A 23,728-nucleotide genomic window follows, 5' to 3' on the forward strand; every position below is an offset into this window, starting at 1 on the left:
TACGCCCTGAGTCTCAGACTTTGCGAAACTGCATCAACTGCGCTGCAACACTCGCCGCAATCACTTCTGGCTCTTTGCCTGCAATGCTCGTCAGGCCAATCGGGCAAGTCACCTGGCGCAACTCATCTTCGGAGAAACCGCGCTCTTCCAGCCGATGGCGAAACGTCGCCCACTTGGTTTTGCTGCCAATCAAGCCAATGAAAGGCAAATCGTTTTGCTCTCTCTTGCGCTTCAAGCATTCAGCCACCACATCCAAATCCTCCGCATGCGAAAAGCTCATGATCAGCACATGGCTTTGTGGCGCGAGATCGTTGACTGCTGCTTGCACGGGTGCACTGTGTTCAGCCTGCACATTTGCTGGCAAAACCGAAGGAAATATCTCATCGCGGCTGTCAATCCAATGCACAGAGCATGGCAATGGAGCGAGAGCATTCACAATTGCCTTGCCCACATGCCCGCCGCCAAACAGTGCAATTTTTAAGCTTTTTAAGCCAGTAGCCTTGATGGAATCTGCGCGGAGTGCTACTGATTTAGTAGTATCGCCAGCAGCAACACCAACGAACTTCAGCCACACCACACCGCCGCAGCATTGCCCCAACGAGGGCCCCAGCGCATAGCGGCGTGTTTCTTCCGTAACCACAAATGGCGAATCAGATAAGAGCGAGCGAGCATGCGAAGCCAACAAGGATCGCGCATGCGCGATGGCATCAAACTCCAAATGCCCACCGCCCACTGTGCCCTCCACACGATCAGAAGTCACAAGCATCCAAGCCCCCACCTCGCGCGGGCTACTTCCTTCAAAGCGCTCGATGCTGACCCAGATGGCAGGCGATGCTGTCATTGCGGTTTTTCCGTTTCAATGATCAAGCAATCCGGTAATTCAAAGCGCTTGAAATCACGATCAAACGTGACCAATCTCAGGCGATATATTTTCGCCAGCGCAGCCAGATAAACATCCGTGGACAGTAGATGATGTAGTTGCGGCAAAGCGTTGTGCATTGAACTCAGCATGGCATCCACGGTGCTGGCAGTCTCAGCCATGAAGCCGACTTCGGGCAAATGCAAATAGCGCTCGTAGATTGCAAAACTGTCTTTCAAACTCACGGCTTGCCCATAAAGTTTGCTCGTTTGGCTCAGCAAGCGCACCATGCCGAGCATCGTGGTGCGGCAAAAATGGATTTTCGGTTCGATTTGATCTCTGGTGAGTTCGCTCGCCTCTTGAGCAAACTGCGCGGAAGTCGTTTGCCAATAAGCCTTGGCTAATTCATGGTGCAGATGAAACGGCTGCACCAAGGCCAGCCATATATTCACATCTGGCAAATCCCCGCGCACTCTGCTCCATGCGGGTGTCAAGCCAACCGAGCCCTCTCTCAACTCATTCATGATTTCTTAGGCTCACCAGACGAGCTGCCGTACTTCATCACATTCATGTAATTTTCCAGATCCAGCTCATCCAGCAAATCTTGCGCCCCACCGCCGCGCAAGCGCTCTGGGTCAATACTCATCTCATACTCAGGCCCCAGCATAGGAGGAGCAGACACAGCCCGCACGACACGCTTGCCATCAGCTTGAGCAGGCTGCTGCATCCCCCGCTCAATGAGTTGGAGCACATGATCACGCAAGCTCTTTCCCTGCATAGCCGCGCTGGCCTTCAGGGTGCGAAAGAGAGGATCGGGAAAATCAATACTGGTACGCATATTTGCATATTAATGCAAATATGCAGATCTGTCAAAACCAAGCTAAACCACTAACCCACGGCGAATAGCCACTAGCGTCGCCTCAGCACGAGAAGAAATACCCAGTTTGCGATAAACCGCTTTCACATGATCGGCCACAGTATGGCGCGAGATACCGATCTGCGCAGCGATTTCTTGCAAGGTGTAGCCCTTACTCAAGCGCATCAACACATCGGTCTCGCGCTCAGTCAGGCTAATCTCAGGCTCAGAATGAATGGGAGCATTTTGAGCGCGTTGCTGCGAAAAATGTGCCAGCACGCGCCGCGCAATGGAAGGCGATAGCGGCGGCTCGCCTTGCATGATGCGCAGAAGCTGGCTCACCAACACATCGTGCTCTTGCTCCTTGAGCAAATAGCCAAAAGCGCCCGCTTGCAGAGCAGGAAAGAGATGCTGATCATCGTCATGAATCGTCACCACCACCGAGACGGCTTGCGGCTGCTGATCGCGCAACTGCTTGACCACCTCCACACCGCTGCCATCTGGCAAACCCAGATCAATCAGCGCCAGATCAAAGCGCGCTTGGCTGACAGCAGCTAAAGCTTCTTTCACATGAGATGTCGCAGTAATTTGAATGCTCGGAAACGCGCTTTGCAGCAGTTGCGCCAGCCAAGCGCGAATTTCGGGTAAATCCTCAAGAATGAGAGCGGTTTGCATGGAGTTACAGACTTTCAGTTAAAGGCGCTGGTGTGCTGGAGGACTCTTCAATAGGCACCTTGACCCAAATGCGCGCACCGCCCCATTCGCTGCGGCCAATGTCGTATTCGCCATGCAGGTGATGCGCACGGCGCTCAATATTGATCAAGCCATGCCCGCGCGTGCCCAGCTCTTCTTTGGCGATGCCTTTTCCATCGTCTTCAATGCTCATGCTGAGCGTTGAAGAGCTGATGTCAATATGAATCCAACATTGCTTAGCCTGCGCATGGCGGATCACATTGGAGACGCTCTCGCGCAGTACGCGGGTGAGCTGCACTTGCATCCGCGCGCGCAACACCAAATCGACGGGTGGCTCATTGCATTGCCAATGCCCCTGCAAACCCGCCTGCTCCAAGCGCTGCATCGTCTCAAGCCGCCAATCGGCCAACACGTCTTGCGCCGGGCTGGGCTGCGCCGTGAGCCCGCGCACAGACAGGCGCATATCATCCAGCGCTTCACGCGCCAGATGCGCAGTGTGTGCAGCGTGCGTGCCTTGCGGTGTTTTGGTGATGCTGAGCAATTTAGCACCCAGATCGTCATGCAAATCAGCAGCAATCCTTTGGCGCTCCTGCTCAATCACCTGCACTGTGCGCAAACTGCTGAGCTTTTCATAGCTGCTCTCAATCTCGCGCGTCTTCTCAACCACACGCTGCTCTAGCTCGTGCGTCATGCGCTCGCTGCGCGTGAGCGCCTGCGCGAATTGCAGCGCCAAGCGCACAAAGATCGCAAAAAATACCAAGGGCAAGGTAAAGTGAATAAGATGCACACGCGGCTGCGGCAAGAGCCCAAATTGGATGCTGATCTCAACGCTCACCATCAAGCTGACCAATAGCAGCACACCGATCATCATGTAAAACTCAGCGCGTTTACTGCGCCAAGCAAACCATGTGCTGAACAAAAAGACCGCCACAAAATATGCTGCGATTAATGCAAAGCAGATAGAAGCCAATCGGAACAGATGCGCCGGACCAGCCAGCAGCATGCACACAGGCCAAACGACGCAAAAAACCAGTGATGCAAAGCCCATCCATCGCACGGGGCGGCCAACATTGTGCAAGATAAACATCACAAAAAATGATACCGCTGGCGGGAACAAGCTGGTGATCAACACCTCGCTGTGAAAGCCGGAAAGAGGAATATCGCGGATAAAAATACGCGATGTGATCAGCGCCCAGCTGATCTGCCCCAGCCCGAAAAACAGATACTGCAAATCTTGGCGACGCACTGCAAATATCGCCAAAGAGATCAAGCCAAACAGCACCACGGAGCCGCTGATGATTTGCGCCACCGTGATGTTGCGGAAATAGCGCTGCTCATAGAGTGTGCGCAACTGAGCCTCAGAGCCAATTCGCACCACAGACAGACCGGCTTGCCGCTGGCGCGCGGCAGTCTCCAGCGCGGCGTAGCCCGCCACTTTGATCACCAGCACATTCGTACCCGGCTTGAGCAAGCTGGCCGGAATATTGAAAAGCATAGGGAAGTAGCAATTGCGCGTCAAAGGCGTTTGCATGCGCCCACCCGTGCCCAGCAGCGTGCCATTGACCCACACCTGCGCATTGGTACAAACGCGTTCGAGATACACCGCTGGCAAATCGGTTTCTGGGCGCTCAAAACTCAGGCGATACCACACAACACCTGCATGCGCAGGCCGCGTGCCTGCCCATTCATGCGGCAAGCTCACACTGCCTGCCTCAAAAACTGTAGGCGCATCATCTTGCTGAGCCCAAGAGATTTGCGCCTGAGTGAGTAACTCGGTATGCGTGGATTGCGCCTGCGCGCAGGGAAATCCCAGCAGCATGCACGATACCAGCGCAACCATGATCTTGGCGAAATTCATACCGTGATTTTGCGCGAATTTGGTTTTCTAGCATCCCCTGTTCAGGGGATTGGCACAGCGCCATGCAGCCTGTACAAATACGAGTTTTCATCACCTTGAATTTCATCGCCATGAAGATCACAAGAAAATTACTCTGCCGCGCATCACGCAAGGCATTTGCTTGGACTATTTTTGCATCAGCTGCCGCCACTCAATTCTCCTACGCGGACTCCAATGCCGCTGTACGCGACAACGCGGCCAAAGCAGGCCCGATCATCATCGAGGCCGACAAAGGCCTCAAAGATGTCAAAAAAGTAGCCATCACGCAGTTCATTGTGTATTTTGCAGACGACGAATCTGCCAGCGCGGGCTCGGGTGGTTTTGGAGGCTCCAAAAGCGCCAGCGTGGAAATCAAGCTGGCGAACCGCCCCAGCCCTGAAGCCTTAACTGCGATTGCTCAGACCTTGTATGACGATACCTTGGCTGAGATTAAAAATGCAGGCATCGGCGTGGTGGAATTGGCTGATCTCAAACGCAGCGCGATCTGGAAATCCATCTCCGAAGCTGGTCAGCCCTCGCCTTGGGCAGCCACGCGCGGCTTCACGCAAAAAAGCGGTGGCTTGGTGGTGGCTCCTCACGGCTATCGCGTAGAGATGCATACAGGCGAAGACAGCTTCACCACGATTGGCAACGACACCCCAAAACACGAGCGCTTCGTCACGCCCCTATCCATGATGGGGCTGCAAACAGTGGGGCTTTATCAAGCCGAGGGCGCAATGATCGCAGCTGGCGAAGCCAGTCATGTGCTGCGTGTGCGTTTAACGGTCTCACTGGCCAAGGTGCAGGCCAGCGCGGGCATTTTGTCATCCGCAGATGCGCGCGCCGATGTGGGCTTGCGCTTTGCACCTTATTTCACCCGTTGGTCTCTGCGCAACTCAGCACCCAGCGCCTTTGGTAATCACCAGCGCATCTACATCAATGAAGCCAGCGGCATCGAAGTGCCCATGACGCTGGTGGACGCCAAAAAAAGCGAAGGCAATGCTGGCTTTGAGCTGATGCGCGGCTTGGCAGCTCTTGGCGGCGCGAATATCCGAGGCGGCTCCGCAGCCAGCGTAGGCGGCAGCTATGCAGTGGATGCTGCACAGTATGCCAACGGCATCGCTAAACAACACAAGGCGCTGGCCACCGCGTTTGCGCAGGAGCTGGCGAAGGCGAAATAAATTACGCCTTCAGTGCCTCACAAGTCATCAAAATCCGCTCGGGTGTAGCTGGCGCTTTGAAGGCGACGCGTTTTTTGTGGTCTGCGCTGGCGCTCACGGCATCGCGAATGGCGAAGTAGCTGGAGAGCGCGAGCATGAGCGGTGGCTCGCCCACGGCTTTGCTGCGGAAAGGTGTGGGCTTTAAGTTTTGGTTGTCGAATAGGCTGACTTTGAAATGCTCGGGCACATCGCTGGCCACCGGGATTTTGTAGGTGCTGGGGCCGTGGGTGAGCAACTTACCTTTGCCTGAGAAACCGTCTTTGGTTGGCTTGCCTTTCAAATCCCAAACGCATTCTTCCATCGTGAGCCAGCCCATGCCTTGGATATACGCACCTTCAATTTGGCCGATGTCAATAGCGGGGTTGATGCTCTGGCCTGCGTCGTGAACGATATCGACCGCCTTGAGCCACCATTCGCCGGTGCGCGTGTCGATCTCCACTTCTGTGACGGCTGCGCCATAGCAGAAGTAATAGAAAGCGTGGCCCATCAAGGTGTCGATGTCGTAGCCAATCTCGGGGGTCATGTAAAAGCCTGCCACTGAGAGGCCGACGCGATCCAGCCAAGCTTTTTTGATCAGTGCAGGCCATTCCACTGAATTTTCAGAGCTTTTTTGGCCAGTAGCCGGGATGGATACTGCGCGGCCAGCTATGAATTTGATAGTAGATGCATCGCAGCCGAGTATGCGTGCAGCCACGGGTGCAAGGCGTGCGCGCATTTGCTCGCAGGCATTCATGATCGCCGCGCCATTGATATCGGCGCCACTCGATGCTGAAGTGGCTGATGCGTTGGGCACTTTCTGGGTGTCAGTGGCTGTGACGCGCACCAAGCTGGCTGGAATGCCCAAACCATCTGCGCAAACCTGCTGCATCTTGGTATTCAGGCCCTGCCCCATCTCCGTGCCGCCGTGGTTCACGCTCACGGAGCCATCCATGTAGATGTTGAGCAGAGCTCCGCCTTGGTTGAGCATGGTGGCGGTGAAGCTGATGCCGAATTTCAAAGGCACGAGGGCTACGCCACGCTTGCGGGTTTTACTCTTTGCGTTGAAGGCTGTGACCTCTGCACGCCGCTCACGGTATTTGCTCTCAGCTTCGGCTTGGTTGATGACTCGATCACCCACCCAGTCTTTGATCTCTTGGCCGTATTGCGTCGTCATTGTTTGCACATTGCCAGAGACTGATGGCTCTTGATACAGATTGATCTTGCGAACATCCAAGGCATCTTTACCTAGGCTTTGCGCAATTTCTTCAATCACCGTTTCAATGCCAAACATGCCCTGCGGGCCACCGAAACCACGGAAGGCCGTCGCACTTTGAGTGTTGGTTTTGCAGCGGTGACTAATGATGTGCAGATTGGGCAGGTAGTAGCAATTGTCGATGTGGAGCACAGCGCGGTTGTTCACCGGGCCAGAGTAATCCATGCTGTAGCCGCAACGCGAGGCGATCATGAAATCCACGCCGAGGATGCGGCCTTCATCATCAAAGCCCACGGTGTAATCATGACGGAAATCATGGCGTTTGCCGGTGATCATCATGTCGTCATCGCGGTTGACGCGCAGCTTGATGGGCTTTTGCAATTTGTGTGCAGCGAGCGCGGCAGATTGCGAGAAGATCGAAGCATTGCCCTCTTTGCCGCCGAAGCCACCGCCCATACGGCGGCAGATCACTTCAACGTCTTTGGTCGTCAAATTCAGCGCTGCAGCGGCTTCGCGCTGGTTGCCATCTGGGTGCTGCGTGCTCACATAAAGCGTAAGCTGGCCGTCTTCGCGCGGCACGACATAAGTGATCTGGCCTTCGAGGTAAAACTGCTCTTGTTGGCCGCAATAGGTGGAGCCGCTGAGCTTGTGTGGCGCGGCGGCAATCGCCTCTTGCGGCTTGCCGCGCGTTATTGCTTTGGCGGGCATGATGTAGGAGTTGGCAGCGAGTGCTTCTTCAATCGTCAAGATTGCTGGCAACTCTTTCACCAAGACCTTTGCATTCTTCGCAGCTTCGCGGGCATAGAGCATGTCTTTGGCGACGACCACGGCAACGGCTTGGCCTAGAAACTCGACTTTGCCAGCAGCGAGAAACGGATCGTCATGAATGATCGGGCCGCAATTGTTTTCACCGGGAATGTCTTTGGCGGTGTAAACAGCCACCACGCCATGCTGCGCAAGAATGGCTTCGCGATCAATGCCATCGCCAATCAATTCGCCATGAGCAACAGGCGACATGATGATTGCCGCATAAAGCGTGCCGCGCAGCTCGGGGATATCGTCGGTGTAAACCGCAGCGCCTGTGACGTGCAGATGCGCGGATTCGTGAACGAGGTTGGCACCCTGCTCCGCTAAGTTAGCAGGCAAGAGTTCTTTGAGAGTCGTCGGTGCATTCATTACGCTGCTTCCTTCAAAGATGGTGATGCAGATTCCACAAATTCGAGTACGAGATTGCGCGCCACGAGCGAGCGATAACCCCATGTTGCGCGCAAGCCATCACGCGCGGGGAAACTCGCGGTGATAGCAGCATCAATCTCGCTGGCTTTCACATCGAAGGGTGATTTACCTTCAAGCACAGCCTCAATCTTCGGTGCGCGGCAAGGCGCAGGCGCCATGCCGTTGTAGGCGAGTTTGACGTTTTTGAGTTTGCCGCTAACGAGCTCGAAACTCATCGCAGCGCAAGTGGCCGAGATGTCTTGATCGAAGCGTTTGCTGATTTTGTGGGCTTTGAATTGGCTGCCAGCTTTGGGCTTAGCCAGCTCAATCGCGGTGATGAACTCACCAGCTTGCAACACGCTGGCTTTCATGCCTGTGTAGAAAGCATCGAGGGCCACCACGCGCTTTTTATCACCTTTGCGCAAATGCAAAGTAGCACCCAACGCCATCAAGCAAGGCATGGTGTCGCCAATCGGCGAGCCGTTGGCAATGTTGCCTGCAAGCGTAGCCGTCGAGCGAATCGGCGGGGAGCCGAAGCGGCGCAGTACTTCGGCAAAATCTGGATAAGCACTGCTCACCAAATTCATCACCTGCTCAAGCGGCACAGCAGCGCCAATCATCCAAGCTGCCGGCGTTTCTTTCACAGCCAACAGCTCTGCCACATTGCCCAGATAGCAAATATTCTCAGGCCGCGCAAACTGCTTGTTCACCTGCAAGCCGATCTCAGTGCTGCCAGCGAGCAGCGTGGCTTGCGGATAGTCCGTCAAATACTTGGCCACTTCATCTACCGTGCTGGGCGAAACAAATTCATGGCCTTTTTTCGTGCGCACCACAGGCTGAATCACGATCTGGCCTTCGAGGCCAAGAGTCGGTTGTTTATCGCGCTCAATTTCCTTGAGCAGCGCCACATCCTGCGCATCTTCAATCTTCAATTCAGCCGCTGGCCGTTGGCAAGCTTTCAGAGTGGCATAAATAATTGGTTTGTAGCCCGTGCAGCGGCACAAGTTGCCAGAAAGCGCATCGTTCACTTGCGTGCGGCTCGGGCATGCATTGGTCTGCACCATGCCCGCCAAACTCATCACAATGCCTGGCGTACAAAAGCCGCATTGCGAGCCAAAGCAATCGACCATTTCTTTTTGAATCGGATGCAAAGTGCCATCGGCCTTTTTCAAGCTCTCCACCGTCTTAAGCGATTTGCCATCCAGCGAAGGCAAAAGCTGCATGCAAGAGTTCACAGGCACGTAATCCACACCCGTGCCCTTGGCATTGAGCTGTCCAACGAGCACCACACAAGCCCCGCAATCGCCTTCCGCACAGCCCTCTTTCGTGCCCGTGCGCATCAGCCCCTCGCGCAAATAATCCAGCACGGTCGTCGTGCGGCGCTTGCCTTGGGCTTCAACGATCTGCCCATCGAGGACAAAGCGAACGGTATTGGTGACTTGGCTCATGGTTTGATTACCTGTTTTGCAAGCTTGTATTTTATTTTTTAAATCGTATAGTATTTATACGAATTTCAATATGAATTGGCGATGGGCGTAAAAAAGCCCGGCGAACCGGGCTTTAAGTTGAAAAAAACCGATCAAGGTAAATTACGGCGATAGCTGATGCCGCTGCCAACCGACACGATGCGGTTGGGCGTTGCGGCGATTGCTGATTGAGTAAAGATCGTATTGGGTGGCGGATTGCCTGTGTAGTCCACCGTCCATGTCGCGCCATTGTCAGTGGACTTCATGATGTAGGAGTAGTTGGTGAAGCTAGGGAAATTCCCAGTTTGACCATTGGCCACTGCATAGAGAGTGCTACCCGCAGATGCGACTGTGTACACGTACAAGGCAGCTGGGTTGGTGCCCATATTGACCACGGTCCAGTTGATGCCGTCAGTGGAATAGGCAGCCTTGGCAATATCAGTGATGCTCGGTCCGGCATTACCCACAGCAACAAAGTGACTTCCGTTGTAGGTAACAGCATAGGGATAGAAACCACTGGTGGTCACAGTTTGCCAAGCGCCATTGCCCGTGCGGGTTGCAAATCCAGCTTCTGTCACGATCAGGTTGCCAACCTGATTCTGTCTGCAGCAACCCGCGACTACGGTGGTGATGCCATCGGTAGCCATGCCTGCAATTCGATTCGTATTCACTGTCAAAAATCCAATCGAACCACTTTCGCGCGTCCAGGTCGCACCGTTGTCAGTAGACGTGAGTACGAGATCGAAGTCAGCAGCGATGATCTTGCTGCCGGATGCAGCCACTGCGCGCAAGATGTTTGTGCCAAAGCCCGCCACCTCTGAGGACGGATAGTTGCGCTCTGTCCAAGTGATGCCGTCTGGTGAGGTGGTGATCAGGCTGTAAGTTGCTGTATTACTTCCGCTGGAGCCAACGGCAACGAACTGGCTACCTGTCCAAGCAATTGACGACAGGCTGAGACAGGGCGATGGACGTGTAGGGGTGATGAAGATCTGAGTCCAGTTGACACCCCCATTGGTGGAGTAATAAGCGCTACAGCCACCGTTGCTCGGCAACCCGCCGCCCAGTGCAACAAAGGTACTCGAGCCATTAGCGGCCAAAGCACCTAGCCCGAAGCCGCTGGGCGAAGCGTTTTGCGTCCAAGTGCTTGAATTACCACCGCCACCCGTTACAGTGAAGTTGGTGGCGCTGGTGATGGATGCGTTGTCAGGAACAACGCGCACAACAGTGATCAAGCCCGTCGTTGCGCCATTGGGCACTTGCACGCGCAGGGTCGTGCTGGTGGCATTGCTGATCGTGGCGTTCACGCCGTTGAATTTGACTTGGAAATGTGAGATGTTGGAGTCAAAACCCGTGCCTGTTACTGTCACATTCGCACCGACGGAGCCCGAGCCGGGTGTGAAGCTGCTGATGCTGAGTGCAGCCACGGTGGGCGTGCCGCTGCCGCCGCCTAAGCCTAGGTTGGTTTGCAGCGCAGCGCTGGCGTACACGTTGGCAGCCGAAGCGATGCCACCATTGATTTGGTTAGACAAGCCGCTTTGCGTGTAGGTGAAGCCCCCACTGGAGCCACCGTTGAGCGTACCGTCCGCCAAATCTGCAGCGAGTGCATTCATGGCATCCAATGCAGGCGTTGTACCCGTGTGCCCAGCTGCGCGAGCGAGGGCTGCAAGATAGAAGGCATAACGATCTGCCATGCCTGTGCCTAAGTTGCCGCTGGTAGGTTGGCTACTGATAAGCGTGGGCTCGGCGAGGATGTCCAGTGTGACGGTGGAGCCGAGCACTTGCGTGACCACATTGGTGTTGGCGGCAAGCACTTGGTTCACGCCGACGTTGGCAGCGTTGCCACCCGCATTAGCAATCGCTTGGCGCGTGGCGATTTCGGTCAGCGGCGTGACGCCTAGGCTCAGCGTGCTTGCACCGGCCAAGCTAGGCAGCAAAGCGCGCATGCTTGTTCCTACAGGTGCCATGGCCACAAAGGCGTTCACGCCTTCATCGAAATAAGTCGTTCCTGCATTAGCCACCACCGAAACCATCACCGGCCCGGAGCAGCCTGCATTCAGCGATAAAGAAACGCGGCCACTCGTGCCCGTCGTGCCTGTGCCGAGCACGGCGCTGTTAGCCAAACAAGTCGCACTGGTATCTGCATTGCGCACCAAGCCCAGAGAAGGCGTGACGCTCAGGCCAGTAGCGTTGATCTGCGTGTTGGGTGGATTGCTGCCGCCACCGCCGCCGCCACAAGCGACCAAACCAATGGCCAGCAGGGCGCTAGCTGCAACCGCACAGCCGCGACGCAGGATCAAGCGGCGTGTGTTTGTGAATTGAAAAAGCATTTGGGTTCCTATCGAAAAAGGTAGCCAAATGTATTGAAGCGCTGATGATTTGTGTATCCCGCGTTTAGGGGATATCGAGCCCATCCGGTTAAAAAATCCTCAAAACTGATGAGATTTCGCCTGTCTCCGGCAAGCCTCGGAGCAGTATTTCACGCTCTCCCAATTCTTCTCCCAAGCCTTGCGCCAAGCCATTTCTTTGCCGCAAGCCACGCAAGGCTTGCTGGGCAAGTAGGATTTGTTGCCTTTGAAATTGGCGTTGGATTGTTTTTTGTCTGGCATGGTTGAAAGCATACGTTCAAAGCTGTCAGTTAAAATCGGAATTTCCACCGAGCGACTCATGACCAAATTCGTCTTCGTCACCGGCGGTGTGGTGTCTTCCCTAGGTAAAGGCATCGCTTCCGCATCTCTTGCTGCGATCCTTGAATCGCGCGGCCTCAAAGTCACCCTCATCAAACTCGATCCGTACATCAACGTCGATCCGGGCACGATGTCGCCCTTCCAGCATGGCGAAGTCTTCGTCACCGATGATGGCGCTGAGACCGATCTCGATCTCGGCCACTACGAGCGCTTCATCGACACGCGGATGAAGAAAACCAACAACTTCACCACCGGAAAGATTTATCAATCCGTGCTGGAGAAAGAGCGGCGCGGCGATTATTTGGGCAAGACGGTGCAGGTGATCCCGCATGTGACCAATGAAATCCAAGAATTCATCAAGCGCGGCGCGCAAGATGTGGATGTGGCGATTGTGGAAATCGGCGGTACGGTGGGTGATATTGAATCACTGCCTTTCTTGGAAGCCGTGCGCCAACTCTCGCTGCGCGCAGGCGCGGGCAACACAGCTTTCGTGCATTTGACCTATGTACCTTACATCAAGGCCGCAGGCGAACTCAAAACCAAGCCCACGCAACACACCGTGCAAAAGCTGCGCGAAATCGGTATTCAGCCCGATGCCCTGCTCTGCCGCGCAGATCGTGAAATTCCTAAAGACGAAGCTGAGAAAATTTCGCTTTTCACCAATGTGCAGCCTTGGGGCGTGATCAGCATGTGGGATGTGGACACGATCTATAAAGTGCCCCGCATGCTGCATGAGCAAGGGCTGGATGGTCTGATCTGCGACAAGCTGAGACTGAACACGCCGCCTGCCAAGCTCACCCGCTGGGATGGCCTCGTGCATGCAGTCGCACATCCGCAAGCCGATGTGAGCATTGCGATGGTCGGCAAGTATGTGGATCTCTCCGACAGCTACAAATCGCTCAACGAAGCTTTGAAGCATGCTGGCTTGAAAAACTCTGCCCGCGTGAACATCGAATATATCGATTCCGAAACCATCTCTGCTGACAACGTAGCCCAGCTCGCCAAATTCGACGCTGTGCTGGTGCCCGGTGGCTTTGGCGCGCGTGGTGTGGAAGGCAAAATCCAAGCGGCAAAATTTGCGCGGGAGAACAAGATTCCTTATCTCGGCATTTGCCTGGGCATGCAAGTGGCAACGATTGAGTACGCTCGCCACATGGCTGGCCTGAAAGACGCCAACAGCACAGAATTCGTGGCCGACACACCGCATCCTGTGATCGCACTCATCACCGAGTGGAAAGACAAAGACGGCAGCATTCAAAAGCGCAGCGAAAAATCCGATCTCGGCGGCACGATGCGCCTAGGCGCACAAAGCTCCGATGTCTCCAAAGGGTCTCTTGCTCACAGCATCTATGGCGATGTGGTCACAGAGCGCCACCGCCATCGCTATGAGGCGAATGTGAATTACCTGGATACTTTGCGCAAGGCGGGTCTTGTGATTTCTGCATTGACTCAACGCGAGCAACTCACGGAGATTGTGGAGTTGCCCCAGACCGTGCACCCTTGGTTCATGGGCGTGCAGTTCCACCCAGAGTTCAAATCCACGCCATGGGACGGGCATCCGCTGTTTAACGCCTACATCAAAGCTGCGCTTGATCACCAAGGTTCGGGGAAAGCATTAAGGCCTGTTCCTAGCGCAGCTGCACAGTGAACACCAAAACTTACCTCAACGCCGATCTTCATTGCCACAGCGTCGTCTCCGATGGCACGATGCAGCCTGAAGATTTGGCTGAACGCGCCGCCAAAAACGGCGTTGAGCTTTGGGCACTCACCGATCATGATGAAATTGGTGGCCAAGCCAGAGCCGCGCATGCCGCGCATGCGAACGGCATGGCCTACCTTACCGGGACTGAAATCTCGGTGACTTTTGCCAAAGAGACTGTGCACATTGTTGGCCTTGGGTTTGATGCTGAAGATCCCGCCATGGTGGCTGGCTTGGCTGCAACACGAGGTGGTCGAGGCGAGCGTGCCCAACAAATCAGTGACGGCCTGGCTCAAGTCGGTATCAAGAACGCCTACGAAGGCGCTCTGAAATACGTCAGTAATCCTGATCTGATTTCTCGCACCCACTTTGCCCGCTTTCTTGTTGAGTCTGGCGTATGCAGCAGCACACACGAGGTGTTTCGCAATTATTTGGTGGAAGGCAAGCCAGGCTTTGTGCCGCACCTTTGGGCGAATTTGGGCGATGCGGTGCGCTGGATCACTTCAGCAAAAGGTATTGCAGTGATTGCGCATCCAGGGCGCTACAAATTCACGGCCAACGAGGAATACGCACTATTTTCTGAATTCAAAACACATGGCGGCCGCGCAGTCGAGGTTGTCACCGGCAGCCATACCGTGGCCGAATATGTGAAATACGCCGATATGGCGCAAGAGTTTGATCTGGCGGCTTCGCGCGGCTCGGATTTTCATTGCCCGCAGGAGAGCCACACCGATTTGGGATCCTTGCCCTATCTGCCCGGCAAACTCACCCCAGTGTGGGAGCTTCTGACTGAACGCATCCAAACGCCTTGACCATTATTTTCATACCGAATTTCAAGCAAAAACAGCATCTAGCCGGCATGCAAACTGCGCGAAGTGCTATTAAATAAGTAGCAAATAGATTGTCAGTCGTCCCCAGTTCACAAGCGCCTGCGCATTCCTCCACCACCCTCTGGGGCATTGCATTCGCCATCTCTGCAAGTTTGTGCTTTGCAACGCTGGACACCACCAGCCAACTCATAGGTCTGGCCGCACCGATTGTGATGGTGCAATGGGTGCGCTATCTGATTCAAACCTTATCCAGTGCTGTCGTGATCAGCCAAGCAGGTGAATTCACTGGCCTGCGCATCACCAAGCCCGCGCTGCACATCACACGTGGCCTGATGATGGTCTGCACCACCATGCTGGGCTTCACAAGCCTGCGTTATGTGCCCGTGGCTGATTTCACAGCGATTGTCATGCTCACACCGCTGGTCGTTACCATTGCCTCCTCTCGCTTATTGGGCGAGCATGTGCCGCCCCTGCGCTGGCTGTTGGCTCTGGGTGGCTTTGTGGGGGTGCTGATCATCATCCGGCCTTTTTCGCATGCATTTGAGCCGGCAGTTTTTTTGGTGCTGGTGCTGGTGTTGATGGGCGCAGCTTTTCAAATCCTCACGGCCTACATGATGCGCACCGAAAGCGCTAGCCACACACATCTCTCCAGCGGAATCACAGGCCTGATCGTGATGAGCTGTGCTCTGCCCTTCTTCTGGCAAGCCTTGCCTTTGCGCATTTGGGCTTTGATCGTTGTGGTGGGCCTAGCCGCATCAACAGGGCATTTACTCTTCAATATGGCGCTCAAACGCGTGAACGCCTCAGTGGCCACGCCTTATCTCTATTCACAGCTGGGCTTTGCTGTGATCGGTGGTTGGCTGCTCTTTGGCCGCGTGCCCGATGCCTTGAGCTGGCTGGGCATGGCGCTGGTGGCCGCATGCGGCATTGCCAATGCCTGGGCGCTGATGCGCGAAAATCGGGCTCTTCAATCCCTTTAAGCCATGGCGCAATTTTTTGAAATTCATCCGGAGAATCCGCAAGAGCGACTTTTGCGGCAAGCGGCCAGCCTGCTCAAGGCGGGCGGTATCGCCGCCGTACCCACAGATTCCAGCTATGCCTTGGTCTGTCACCTTGACGATAAAACCGCTGCTGATCAATTGCGCCGCATTCGTGGTGTGGACGATAAGCATCACCTCACCCTGCTCTGCCGCGATCTCAAAGAGCTCGCCACCTACGCGCGGGTAGATAACGCGCAATTTCGCCTCATCAAAGCCGGCACACCAGGGCCTTTCACTTTCATTTTGGAAGCCACCAAAGAAGTGCCACGCAGGCTCTCGCATCCCAAGCGCCTGACCATTGGCCTGCGCGTGCCTGAGCATCCTGCTTTGCAGGCTTTGCTCGAAATTCATGGCGAGCCATTGCTGGCCACCACGCTCATCCCGCCAGGTGAAAGCGAGCCCTTGAACGACCCGCAAGAAATTCGCTCCAATTATGAAAAGCTGATTGCCTGCGTGATCGACGCAGGCGCATGCCCCAGCGAGCCGACGACCGTGGTGGATTTGACTAGCGATGCACCTGAAATAGTGCGTTTAGGACGAGGTGATCCCGCGAATTTAGGGATTTAACTGCTGGTATATGAAGCGTTTCCTCAGAGAAGTCTGAGACAATCTATCGTGGACATCAACAACATCATCCAGACCGCCTTGGTCTACGCTCTGCCCGTGATCTTTGCGATCACGATTCATGAGGCTGCACACGCTTACGCAGCGCTGTACTTTGGCGACAAAACTGCCTACAGCCTAGGCCGCGTCACGCTCAATCCCATCAAGCATATTGATCCGATTGGTACGATTGCGATGCCACTGCTGCTTTATTTCGCCACCAACGGCAGCTTCCTCTTTGGCTACGCCAAACCCGTACCTGTGCACTTCAGCGCACTGCGTAACCCGCGCCGCGACACGGTTTGGGTCGTTTTCGCAGGCCCGGGTTCGAATTTGATTCAAGCTTTGCTCTGGGGTATTCTGTTTTACGCGCTTCAAATCGTGGGAATTGATGAGAAATTTTTCCTCTCGATGTGCAAGGCCGGCATGCTGGTGAATGTGGTGATGTTTGTGTTCAACCTGTTCCCGGTGCCGCCGCTGGATGGTGGGCGCATTGCTGTCGCGCTGCTGCCTTATCGCTTCTCCCAACCTCTGTCTCGTGTAGAGCCCTACGGCTTTTTCATTGTGATGGCCTTGGTGATTAGCGGGATTGCCAGCACCATTTGGATGCGCCCGTTGATGAACCTGACTTATGGCCTCTTAGACATCGTTTTGACCCCGATTCGCTTGCTGGCTTCTTGAATATGACAGACAAAAAACGCGTCCTCTCCGGTATGCGCCCCACCGGTGCATTGCATCTTGGCCACTACCATGGCGCTCTGAAAAACTGGGTTCGCTTGCAAAGCGAAATGGAATGCTTTTATTTCGTGGCCGATTGGCATGCACTCACCACGCATTATGAAAATCCAGATGTGATTGAGGCATCTGTCTATGAAATGGTGATTGACTGGTTAGCCACGGGCATTGATCCCGAGCAATGCACGCTTTTCTTGCAAAGCCGCTTGCCTGAGCATGCCGAGCTGTTTACTTTGCTGGCCATGGGTACACCTCTGTCATGGCTAGAGCGCGTCCCCACCTACAAAGACCAGCAACAACAACTCAAAGACAAAGATCTTTCCACCTACGGCTTTTTGGGCTATCCGCTTCTGCAAGCTGCTGACATCCTGATCTACAAGGCGCATTACGTTCCTGTGGGTGAAGACCAAGCCAGCCACGTTGAGCTGACACGAGAAGCTGCGCGCCGTTTCAACGATCTTTACGGCCGTCGCAAGACGGATGACGCAAAAACCGCCGCTTTACTGGAGAGCTTGCCCAAAGAAGATGCACGCTATATCAAGAGTATGGCCAAGAAACGCACCGAACAAGGCGATGACACCGTGCTCGCCAAGCTGCCCGGCTTCCTGAGCAAATTTGAAACAATGGGCTCAGACGACAAAGCCCTGCTGACCTCCTTTGTTTCTGGCAAAGGCAAGGTGGTGCTCGTTGAGCCCGACGTCTTGCTCACAAACGCATCCAAGCTGCCGGGCTTAGACGGCAGAAAAATGAGCAAGAGCTATGGCAATGCAATCGGAATTCGCGAGGAAGCAGCCAGCATCGAGAAAAAAGTGCGCGAAATGCCCACCGATCCGGCACGCGTCAAACGCACCGATGCTGGCAACCCCGAGAAATGCCCGGTTTGGCAGTTCCATCTCGTCTACTCTGATGAAAATCGCAAAAAATGGGTGACCGAAGGCTGCACGACGGCGGGCATTGGTTGTATAGAATGTAAAAAAACAGTCAGTGACGCGATCCTTCTGGAGCAACAGCCGATGTTGGATCGTGCCAAACCCTACATTGCAAACCCAGCACGGGTGCGCGAAATTGTGGACAATGGCTGTAGCAGAGCACAAGCTGTGGCGAAAAGCACCATGACAGATGTTCGTAAGGCTATGGGTTTAAATTATTAGGTTGCCGTACAGCTGCTCAGTTCATCTGGCAGCGGAAAGTAGTTATGAGGATTTTTGTTGTTGATGATCACCCCTTGATGCGTGAAGCTGTGGTGATGTTGTTTCGACGGATTGCACCAGACGCAACAATCGTAGAACTCGACCGCTTGACGCCGGTGATCAGCAAGGCGGCAGAAATGGGCATGCCGGATTTGCTCTGCTTAGATTTGAAGCTTCCCGACACTCATGGCGTGTCGGGCGTTCGCGAGATGCGTGCGAAATTCCCACACGTGCCTATCGTTGTGCTTTCTGCCTCACCAGCCAGTGATTTTGAAGACCTGAGCATTGACGCAGGTGCAGATCTGTATCTCGAGAAATCCTCTGGCGCGATGCATTTGACGCAAGCTCTTCGAGTCTTGGTAAGTACCGATAGCGAGAGCACAGATACCTCTAACCGCCTTGCCTCTCCAGAAAAGTTATCTCGCCGCCAGCGCGAGCTGCTCAAGCACTTGGATCGAGGTTTAAGCAACCGCGAATTGGCCGAGTTGATGGAGATCAGTGAGCACACGGTCAAAGTTCACTTATGGCGTTTATTTCGCCGCTTGTCGGTTAAAAATCGCTCGCAGGCCGTTCACTGGGCACGTACACGCGGCATCATTTGACTCTAGGTTATGGCCTATGCCAGCAGTGGCATAGGTGCACTGGTTGATGACTGCTTGCTATGGCGTGAAAGTTGTATTTCCAACCTGCAGCGTGTGCCTTGACCCAACACAGAATGTAATGTCACAACGTGACCCAATGCGCGGCACAGGCGTTGCACGATTGCCAGCCCTAAACCGAAGCTATCAGCCGTACCCTCATGCGTCGGCGCACGATAGAATTCTTTGAACACATGCGGTAAATGCTCTGGAGAGATCCCCAACCCGCTGTCGATGATCTCGAGCATGAGCTTGCCGCCTTCGACTTGGGCAGAAAGCGTCACACCACCTTTCTCTGTGTAGCGGATCGCATTGGCTAACAGGTTAGAGGTAATTCGTCGAAGCAAAACACCATCGCTGTACACAGTCGCTTGGACGGGGTAGGTGCGCAGTACCAGGCCTTTGGCATGCGCGGCTGGAGCGAACTGCACTGCCATTTCTTCGATCAACGCCGCAATATCGACCTCATCCAAATTCACTGGAATCGCGCCCGCTTCAATTCGCGCGAAATCAAACAGGCTATTGAACAAGGTATTGACTGAATCTGTGGCAGCAAGAATCTTAGGAATCACACTGTCTGCCAATTGCGGCTCATTACGCAACCAATCGGCGTAGAAAGCCAAAGCGTGCACAGGCTGCCGCAGATCATGTGCGGCACTGGCCAGCAAGTTGTTTTTCGTCTGCACTGCTTCTGTGGCAGCTTGAGTTTGCTGGCGAAGCGAGCGAATCAGCTGCTCGTTACCGAATTGCGCGCTGTAGCTGCTGCGCTGCAAATAATTCAAGTGCTTTCCCAAATACAAAATCAGCACCCAGAAAAGCACGATCAGGAGTATGAAGATCATCGACTCACGGCTGGGAAAAGCCGGCCATTGCTTCAGCCAGTTGACCACAAAGCCTGCAGCAGATGTGAAAGACAGCGCATGAGAGAAATCACGCTGACACTTCAGATTAGCCGCCATCAATGCAGCACCCGTCGCACCCATGCCTACCAGGATCATCAAGTACAAGTATTCGTTGGCGTGAGACGCCATCTCGTGAAAGAGAACGATTGGCAGGGCAAAGATGCATGCACTGGCTGGCCAGCTCCAGCCGTGCTTACGAAAAAACCCAGAGATGTCAGCATCTGCTCCGGTGATCAGCCGTAAATCCATCATGGCTTTGAAGGCGCGTATCGTATGGCGTCGATAGGCCATGGTGAGTGTGTAGGCCAGCGCCCAAACCGCCAGGCCCACAGTATTGACATGGCCATAGAGCAAAAAAATCGTGAGTACCATCACCAGGGTGCCTGCACGCAGTGTGGCAGCGGCATTGCGCATGAAATCTTGCGCCAAACGCTCGTTTACCCAACGATCCAAAGAATCCGCAGGCTGTTCGTCTTGCACGGAGGCAACATAGCTGTCAACAAATTCGAGGTCAGGTTGCTGCATTCAATCACTGTAGCAGGAAGATCAATGCCGGCAAAGAGATTGCTGGATTCTCCGAACAATTGAGTGCGAACGCCTCCCTCTCAGCCATAAAAAAAGCACCCTATGAGAGTGCTTTTTAACTGGCGGAGAGGGCGTCTCCATCAATGCCTCCCCTATGCACAATCATATCCTATCAACATCTCGCCAAGTAGTTGATTCGACTCGCTTTTCAGAACTCTTGCTTCTTTCATGTTCTCGCAACTCATGGCAAGGATTCTCTTTGCAATGCGAGAATAAATGTATATAGAATAGTGTATATGAAAAGCACCGCCTCTGAAAAAAATACAAGTCCATCCGTCGAACAGAAAACTGAACCTGCTGCACACAGCCGCGCACGGGAACGTTTTACGGCAGTTGCTGTCCGGAATCTGAGTACCCCCGGCTTTCACCATGATGGCGCTGGACTTTATCTTCAAGTCAGTAAAAGCGGTAGCAAGTCGTGGGCGTTCCGATATACGCTCAACAAACAAATCCATTTCATGGGGCTAGGCTCATATCCAGACTGGTCACTGGCAGAGGCTCGTGACCGGGCACGCCGTTGCCGTCAACTGCTAGACGACGGTATTGACCCCATAACCCAGCGCAACGAAGAGCGGCATGCGCGAGAAATCGCTGAGGCCAACGCCAAAAAACTGGCTCGAACATTCAAGCAATGCGCAGAGGAGTACCACGCGCTACACAAAGATGATTGGAAGAACAAAAAGCATAGTGCCCAATGGATCAACACCCTTACGACCTATGCCTTCCCCCATTTTGGCCAAAAGCCTGTTAGCGACATCACCAGCGACCACATCCGCGATGCACTCAAAACCGAGTGGAAAAAGAAATCCGAAACTTTGAGCCGTGTCCTACAGCGGATTCGTACTGTCATCAACTATGCTGCGGCAATGGGCTACTGCGCTGGGCTAGACAGCGAAGCATGGGCGCAAATCAAGATGACACTTGGCAAACAGAAAGAGGCCACCAACTTCGCCTCGTGTCCTTATGAACAAGTGGGCGCGGTTATGAAAGCAGTGATGAACAGCACATCATCGGACACCGTCAAGTTGGCTTTCCAGTTCATTGTCTTGAATGCCTCACGCTCAGGTGAAGTGCGCGGCGCAGTATGGGAAGAAATCGACTTGGCTAAACGAATCTGGAAAATCCCTCCAGAACGCATGAAGGCCAACCGAGAACACAGCGTACCGTTGTCGAACGAGGCATGGTCGGTGCTTGAGCAAGCCAAGTTGCTTCAACCACAGAATCTGTTGGACGGTAAAAAGCTCACAGGTCTGATTTTCCCCAACACCAAGAAGACCGCCCTTAGCGACATGACGTTCACCCAGTTTCTCCGTCGAATGCACCTTTCACATACGACACATGGATTTCGCGCTTCGTTCCGTACTTGGGGAGCAGCGGAAACAAAATACGAGCACGAGCTTTTGGAATTCTCATTGGCACACATCGTAGGCGATAAGACAGAGCGAGCATATCAACGATCTGATATGGTTGAACGACGCAGGCAACTTATGCAAGACTGGGCGGACTACATTCACAGCAAGCGAGATGAGCCGTTGACTTTGATTCCAAGCCCGAAGAAAGCGACGACTAAAAAAACCTGAAGAATTAAGTGCTACCTGCTTTTGCGTTGAGATTTTTTCATTGCCTGAAATTCACGCTCAGAGAGTTCAGTAAGTGTGGGCGGTCGTCCGCGCGGTGTTTGAACAAAATGGCCGAGTACAGGCTTTAACGTGCTGACCGCATACCTTCCGACAGCTTTGTATTTGCCCTGAAGAAACTCGATCAAAGCAGGCGGGCTCAATGACGTTGAGTAAGGGCGATTGTCACTACTGCCTTTAATGACATTTGATTGCCGACTCTCAACATAATGCTCCAGCGCTGATTGAACAGCATCAACGCATCCAGGTCCGTATCGCGTTCGTAGAACATAGATGTTGCGGCGCTTACCGGGCTTGCTTGGCTTTGATGGCGCTACTTTGTGAATCTCTATGGATTCTTCCAAATTGCGTTTTGACTTACGTTGCGCTACCTTGTCATCAGGAACAGGTTTTACCTTGGTCTTAGCTTTGATGATTGAATGAGTTTCAACAATCCACTCTAAGGCGTGTGCCCGTTGGACAATCCTCTCAGGAAGATCACCAACTGCAAGGTCAAGTGCTGTGCAGCCAAGCTTACCAGTAGGCTCATGCTTCGGGCCGAAGTAATCCTGCTTCTTTGTACTCCAGCACTTGTACAAAAAGTACTTACCTTCTGCCTCGTTTGCGGACTGCCACAAATTCAATTCATCCATTGCATGCGCTTGGATAGAGAACTGCAAAGCTTTGAAAGAGCGTATCCAAAGCGGTGGAGGCCACAAAAGGTCTGGTGACAAATTACGTTCGCGCATGTGCTCGTCTAAGCGCGAAAGAATATGCGAGAGATGTGGTGTTGCTTCTCGCAAAACCTCATCTTGCAGCAACGCACCTTTTGCGCCATCAAACCAAGACTCAAGCCTTGAATTGATACGTCTTGCGAGAAAACCATCTTCTCGCATCTGCTTGCCGTCACACAGCAAATACTGCACAGCTTGCCGTGCTGACCACATGGTTTCCCACAGATCAGATTGTACTATTTTATTCATCATTACCTAATTTCATACCTATTTTCATGCAGTCCACTATAGCATCTGTAAATAGGTTGCGCTAGGGGATAGTGGCGCAATTCGCGCTACGCGATCTAGCTTCTCTCAAGGAGATTTTCATGAAAAAAATCTTGAAAACAAAATCGCTGCCAACTTTGGCGGTAATGCATAACCCCATCAGCCTTTCCACTGGCTTGACAGTGGTTCTCGTCGATGGCGCAGGCGATAGTGAAGTAGCACGTCAAGTAATGGCACAGCAGGTTATGAACGGCGGTGCAGATTTAGGCATTCAGTTTCCCAAGCCCAAAGTCATCCGCACATGGCACACAGGTGGTGAACGCAACAAAGCCCACGTCGAAGCTGCTAACAACATCTACCCCGAACCACCCGTTGGTGTTAAACGCTTTGTCCGTAGCCTTGAAGTGGATCACCGCTTTAATTGGTTGTCGGATGCCGCCTTCATGGTGATTGGCAAAACCATCAGGGGAACCGAAAAGCAAAGCGCACAAGGCGATTGGAACGTCATTCTGCAAAATGGCGTGACGCTTGACGATCCCGGCACGATGCACGCCTTGTTCAAACTGCGCCAAGTGGCAAAGACCGCAGGCAATCACGTCATGGTCATCATTGGCGGTGTCAACAAGCTCCAAGATGCCGCTGAAAAATTGTTCCCAATGTGCGATGAGGTCATCACCATCGAAGCATGCGAAGCTGATCCTGAAACGCATAGCGCTTTCAAGATCGCAATTCCCAGCCTGCACCACAGCCATCAATTTGGCAAGGGTGCGGTTATGGCATCGTTGGCGCGTTTTCAAGGCAAGTTCAAATTCAAAATTGAACCCTTCA

At 53.8% G+C, this 23,728-nt stretch carries 21 protein-coding genes; 10 read left to right on the forward strand and 11 right to left on the reverse strand.

Features of this window, described 5'->3' with window-relative positions:
• Positions 1-13 precede the first annotated feature (13 nt).
• From xdhC to KIH26_RS10020, 5 genes are read right to left on the reverse strand one after another with little or no spacing between them, the layout of a single operon-like run.
• Positions 14-841, reverse strand: coding sequence for a xanthine dehydrogenase accessory protein XdhC (gene xdhC, locus KIH26_RS10000; protein ID WP_213444510.1), 828 nt, complete (start codon positions 839-841; stop codon positions 14-16).
• Complete coding sequence (locus KIH26_RS10005; protein ID WP_213444512.1) at positions 838-1,383, reverse strand: PIN domain-containing protein; 546 nt, start codon at positions 1,381-1,383, stop codon at positions 838-840. Before KIH26_RS10005 ends, xdhC begins: the two co-directional genes overlap by 4 nt.
• On the reverse strand, positions 1,380-1,697 hold the full coding sequence (locus tag KIH26_RS10010; RefSeq protein WP_213444514.1) for a type II TA system antitoxin, ParD family: 318 nt from the start codon (positions 1,695-1,697) through the stop codon (positions 1,380-1,382). Before KIH26_RS10010 ends, KIH26_RS10005 begins: the two co-directional genes overlap by 4 nt.
• Before the next feature lie 42 nt (positions 1,698-1,739).
• Positions 1,740-2,390: a response regulator gene (locus KIH26_RS10015; RefSeq protein WP_213444516.1), complete on the reverse strand. Its 651-nt coding sequence runs from the start codon at positions 2,388-2,390 to the stop codon at positions 1,740-1,742.
• Between the two features lie 4 nt (positions 2,391-2,394).
• Positions 2,395-4,266 (reverse strand): sensor histidine kinase, encoded by a 1,872-nt coding sequence (locus KIH26_RS10020; protein WP_213444523.1) that lies wholly within the window; start codon positions 4,264-4,266, stop codon positions 2,395-2,397.
• 110 nt (positions 4,267-4,376) lie between these two features.
• Between KIH26_RS10020 and KIH26_RS10025 the strand changes: the two genes are divergently transcribed.
• Complete coding sequence (locus tag KIH26_RS10025; RefSeq protein WP_213444525.1) at positions 4,377-5,465, forward strand: hypothetical protein; 1,089 nt, start codon at positions 4,377-4,379, stop codon at positions 5,463-5,465.
• Between the two features lies 1 nt (position 5,466).
• Here the strand turns inward: KIH26_RS10025 and xdhB are convergent, their stop codons facing one another.
• The 4 genes from xdhB to KIH26_RS10045 all read right to left on the reverse strand — a co-directional run bounded on the left by xdhB (position 5,467) and on the right by KIH26_RS10045 (position 11,983).
• Positions 5,467-7,872: a xanthine dehydrogenase molybdopterin binding subunit gene (gene xdhB / locus KIH26_RS10030; protein WP_213444527.1), complete on the reverse strand. Its 2,406-nt coding sequence runs from the start codon at positions 7,870-7,872 to the stop codon at positions 5,467-5,469.
• The gene (xdhA, locus tag KIH26_RS10035; RefSeq protein WP_213444530.1) at positions 7,872-9,359 is read right to left on the reverse strand and encodes a xanthine dehydrogenase small subunit; all 1,488 of its coding nucleotides are present in this window, start codon (positions 9,357-9,359) and stop codon (positions 7,872-7,874) included. The genes xdhB and xdhA overlap by 1 nt, the downstream gene beginning before the upstream one ends.
• Positions 9,360-9,490: 131 nt before the next feature.
• Positions 9,491-11,704, reverse strand: a complete 2,214-nt coding sequence (locus KIH26_RS10040) for a beta strand repeat-containing protein (protein ID WP_213444532.1) — start codon at positions 11,702-11,704, stop codon at positions 9,491-9,493.
• Between the two features lie 99 nt (positions 11,705-11,803).
• On the reverse strand, positions 11,804-11,983 hold the full coding sequence (locus tag KIH26_RS10045; RefSeq protein WP_213444534.1) for a DUF2256 domain-containing protein: 180 nt from the start codon (positions 11,981-11,983) through the stop codon (positions 11,804-11,806).
• A 58-nt stretch (positions 11,984-12,041) separates the two neighbouring features.
• Between KIH26_RS10045 and pyrG the strand changes: the two genes are divergently transcribed.
• From pyrG to KIH26_RS10080, 7 genes are all read left to right on the forward strand, one after another.
• Complete coding sequence (gene pyrG, locus KIH26_RS10050) at positions 12,042-13,709, forward strand: CTP synthase (RefSeq protein ID WP_213444536.1); 1,668 nt, start codon at positions 12,042-12,044, stop codon at positions 13,707-13,709.
• Complete coding sequence (locus KIH26_RS10055; protein WP_213444538.1) at positions 13,706-14,572, forward strand: 3',5'-nucleoside bisphosphate phosphatase; 867 nt, start codon at positions 13,706-13,708, stop codon at positions 14,570-14,572. Before pyrG ends, KIH26_RS10055 begins: the two co-directional genes overlap by 4 nt.
• Positions 14,573-14,661: 89 nt before the next feature.
• Positions 14,662-15,570, forward strand: coding sequence for a DMT family transporter (locus tag KIH26_RS10060; RefSeq protein WP_213444540.1), 909 nt, complete (start codon positions 14,662-14,664; stop codon positions 15,568-15,570).
• A 3-nt stretch (positions 15,571-15,573) separates the two neighbouring features.
• A complete protein-coding gene (locus KIH26_RS10065; RefSeq protein WP_213444549.1) occupies positions 15,574-16,197 on the forward strand; it encodes an L-threonylcarbamoyladenylate synthase in 624 nt (207 codons plus the stop codon).
• Between the two features lie 48 nt (positions 16,198-16,245).
• Positions 16,246-16,914, forward strand: coding sequence for a site-2 protease family protein (locus KIH26_RS10070; protein WP_213444551.1), 669 nt, complete (start codon positions 16,246-16,248; stop codon positions 16,912-16,914).
• 2 nt (positions 16,915-16,916) lie between these two features.
• On the forward strand, positions 16,917-18,119 hold the full coding sequence (locus KIH26_RS10075; protein ID WP_213444553.1) for a tryptophan--tRNA ligase: 1,203 nt from the start codon (positions 16,917-16,919) through the stop codon (positions 18,117-18,119).
• Positions 18,120-18,163: 44 nt separating this feature from the next.
• Entirely contained in the window at positions 18,164-18,760 is a 597-nt protein-coding gene (locus KIH26_RS10080) for a response regulator (protein ID WP_213444555.1), read from the forward strand.
• Positions 18,761-18,774: 14 nt separating this feature from the next.
• Here KIH26_RS10080 and KIH26_RS10085 read toward each other — a convergent pair whose 3' ends face one another.
• Complete coding sequence (locus KIH26_RS10085) at positions 18,775-20,223, reverse strand: sensor histidine kinase (RefSeq protein ID WP_213444557.1); 1,449 nt, start codon at positions 20,221-20,223, stop codon at positions 18,775-18,777.
• Between the two features lie 296 nt (positions 20,224-20,519).
• Between KIH26_RS10085 and KIH26_RS10090 the strand changes: the two genes are divergently transcribed.
• Positions 20,520-21,863, forward strand: coding sequence for a tyrosine-type recombinase/integrase (locus tag KIH26_RS10090; RefSeq protein WP_213444558.1), 1,344 nt, complete (start codon positions 20,520-20,522; stop codon positions 21,861-21,863).
• 11 nt (positions 21,864-21,874) lie between these two features.
• Here the strand turns inward: KIH26_RS10090 and KIH26_RS10095 are convergent, their stop codons facing one another.
• Entirely contained in the window at positions 21,875-22,882 is a 1,008-nt protein-coding gene (locus KIH26_RS10095) for a hypothetical protein (protein ID WP_213444559.1), read from the reverse strand.
• Between the two features lie 119 nt (positions 22,883-23,001).
• On the opposite strand from KIH26_RS10095, the gene KIH26_RS10100 reads away from it, so the two are divergent.
• The coding region (locus tag KIH26_RS10100; protein ID WP_213444560.1) for a hypothetical protein at positions 23,002-23,728 on the forward strand (727 nt) is incomplete at its 3' end.

The organism is Variovorax sp. PCZ-1, assembly GCF_018413605.1.
Taxonomy (GTDB): domain Bacteria; phylum Pseudomonadota; class Gammaproteobacteria; order Burkholderiales; family Burkholderiaceae_C; genus JANMDU01.

Bases quoted from the DNA above. Each gene is read 5' to 3' on its own strand.
- KIH26_RS10095 (WP_213444559.1), bottom strand. From the start codon at position 22,882: ATGAATAAAATAGTACAATCTGATCTGTGGGAAACCATGTGGTCAGCA.
- KIH26_RS10080 (WP_213444555.1), top strand. From the start codon at position 18,164: ATGAGGATTTTTGTTGTTGATGATCACCCCTTGATGCGTGAAGCTGTG.
- KIH26_RS10065 (WP_213444549.1), top strand. From the start codon at position 15,574: ATGGCGCAATTTTTTGAAATTCATCCGGAGAATCCGCAAGAGCGACTT.
- KIH26_RS10045 (WP_213444534.1), bottom strand. From the start codon at position 11,983: ATGCCAGACAAAAAACAATCCAACGCCAATTTCAAAGGCAACAAATCC.
- xdhA (WP_213444530.1), bottom strand. From the start codon at position 9,359: ATGAGCCAAGTCACCAATACCGTTCGCTTTGTCCTCGATGGGCAGATC.
- KIH26_RS10090 (WP_213444558.1), top strand. From the start codon at position 20,520: ATGAAAAGCACCGCCTCTGAAAAAAATACAAGTCCATCCGTCGAACAG.
- KIH26_RS10020 (WP_213444523.1), bottom strand. From the start codon at position 4,266: ATGAATTTCGCCAAGATCATGGTTGCGCTGGTATCGTGCATGCTGCTG.
- KIH26_RS10025 (WP_213444525.1), top strand. From the start codon at position 4,377: ATGAAGATCACAAGAAAATTACTCTGCCGCGCATCACGCAAGGCATTT.
- KIH26_RS10040 (WP_213444532.1), bottom strand. From the start codon at position 11,704: ATGCTTTTTCAATTCACAAACACACGCCGCTTGATCCTGCGTCGCGGC.
- pyrG (WP_213444536.1), top strand. From the start codon at position 12,042: ATGACCAAATTCGTCTTCGTCACCGGCGGTGTGGTGTCTTCCCTAGGT.
- KIH26_RS10075 (WP_213444553.1), top strand. From the start codon at position 16,917: ATGACAGACAAAAAACGCGTCCTCTCCGGTATGCGCCCCACCGGTGCA.
- KIH26_RS10015 (WP_213444516.1), bottom strand. From the start codon at position 2,390: ATGCAAACCGCTCTCATTCTTGAGGATTTACCCGAAATTCGCGCTTGG.
- KIH26_RS10010 (WP_213444514.1), bottom strand. From the start codon at position 1,697: ATGCGTACCAGTATTGATTTTCCCGATCCTCTCTTTCGCACCCTGAAG.
- KIH26_RS10005 (WP_213444512.1), bottom strand. From the start codon at position 1,383: ATGAATGAGTTGAGAGAGGGCTCGGTTGGCTTGACACCCGCATGGAGC.
- KIH26_RS10085 (WP_213444557.1), bottom strand. From the start codon at position 20,223: ATGCAGCAACCTGACCTCGAATTTGTTGACAGCTATGTTGCCTCCGTG.
- xdhB (WP_213444527.1), bottom strand. From the start codon at position 7,872: ATGAATGCACCGACGACTCTCAAAGAACTCTTGCCTGCTAACTTAGCG.
- xdhC (WP_213444510.1), bottom strand. From the start codon at position 841: ATGACAGCATCGCCTGCCATCTGGGTCAGCATCGAGCGCTTTGAAGGA.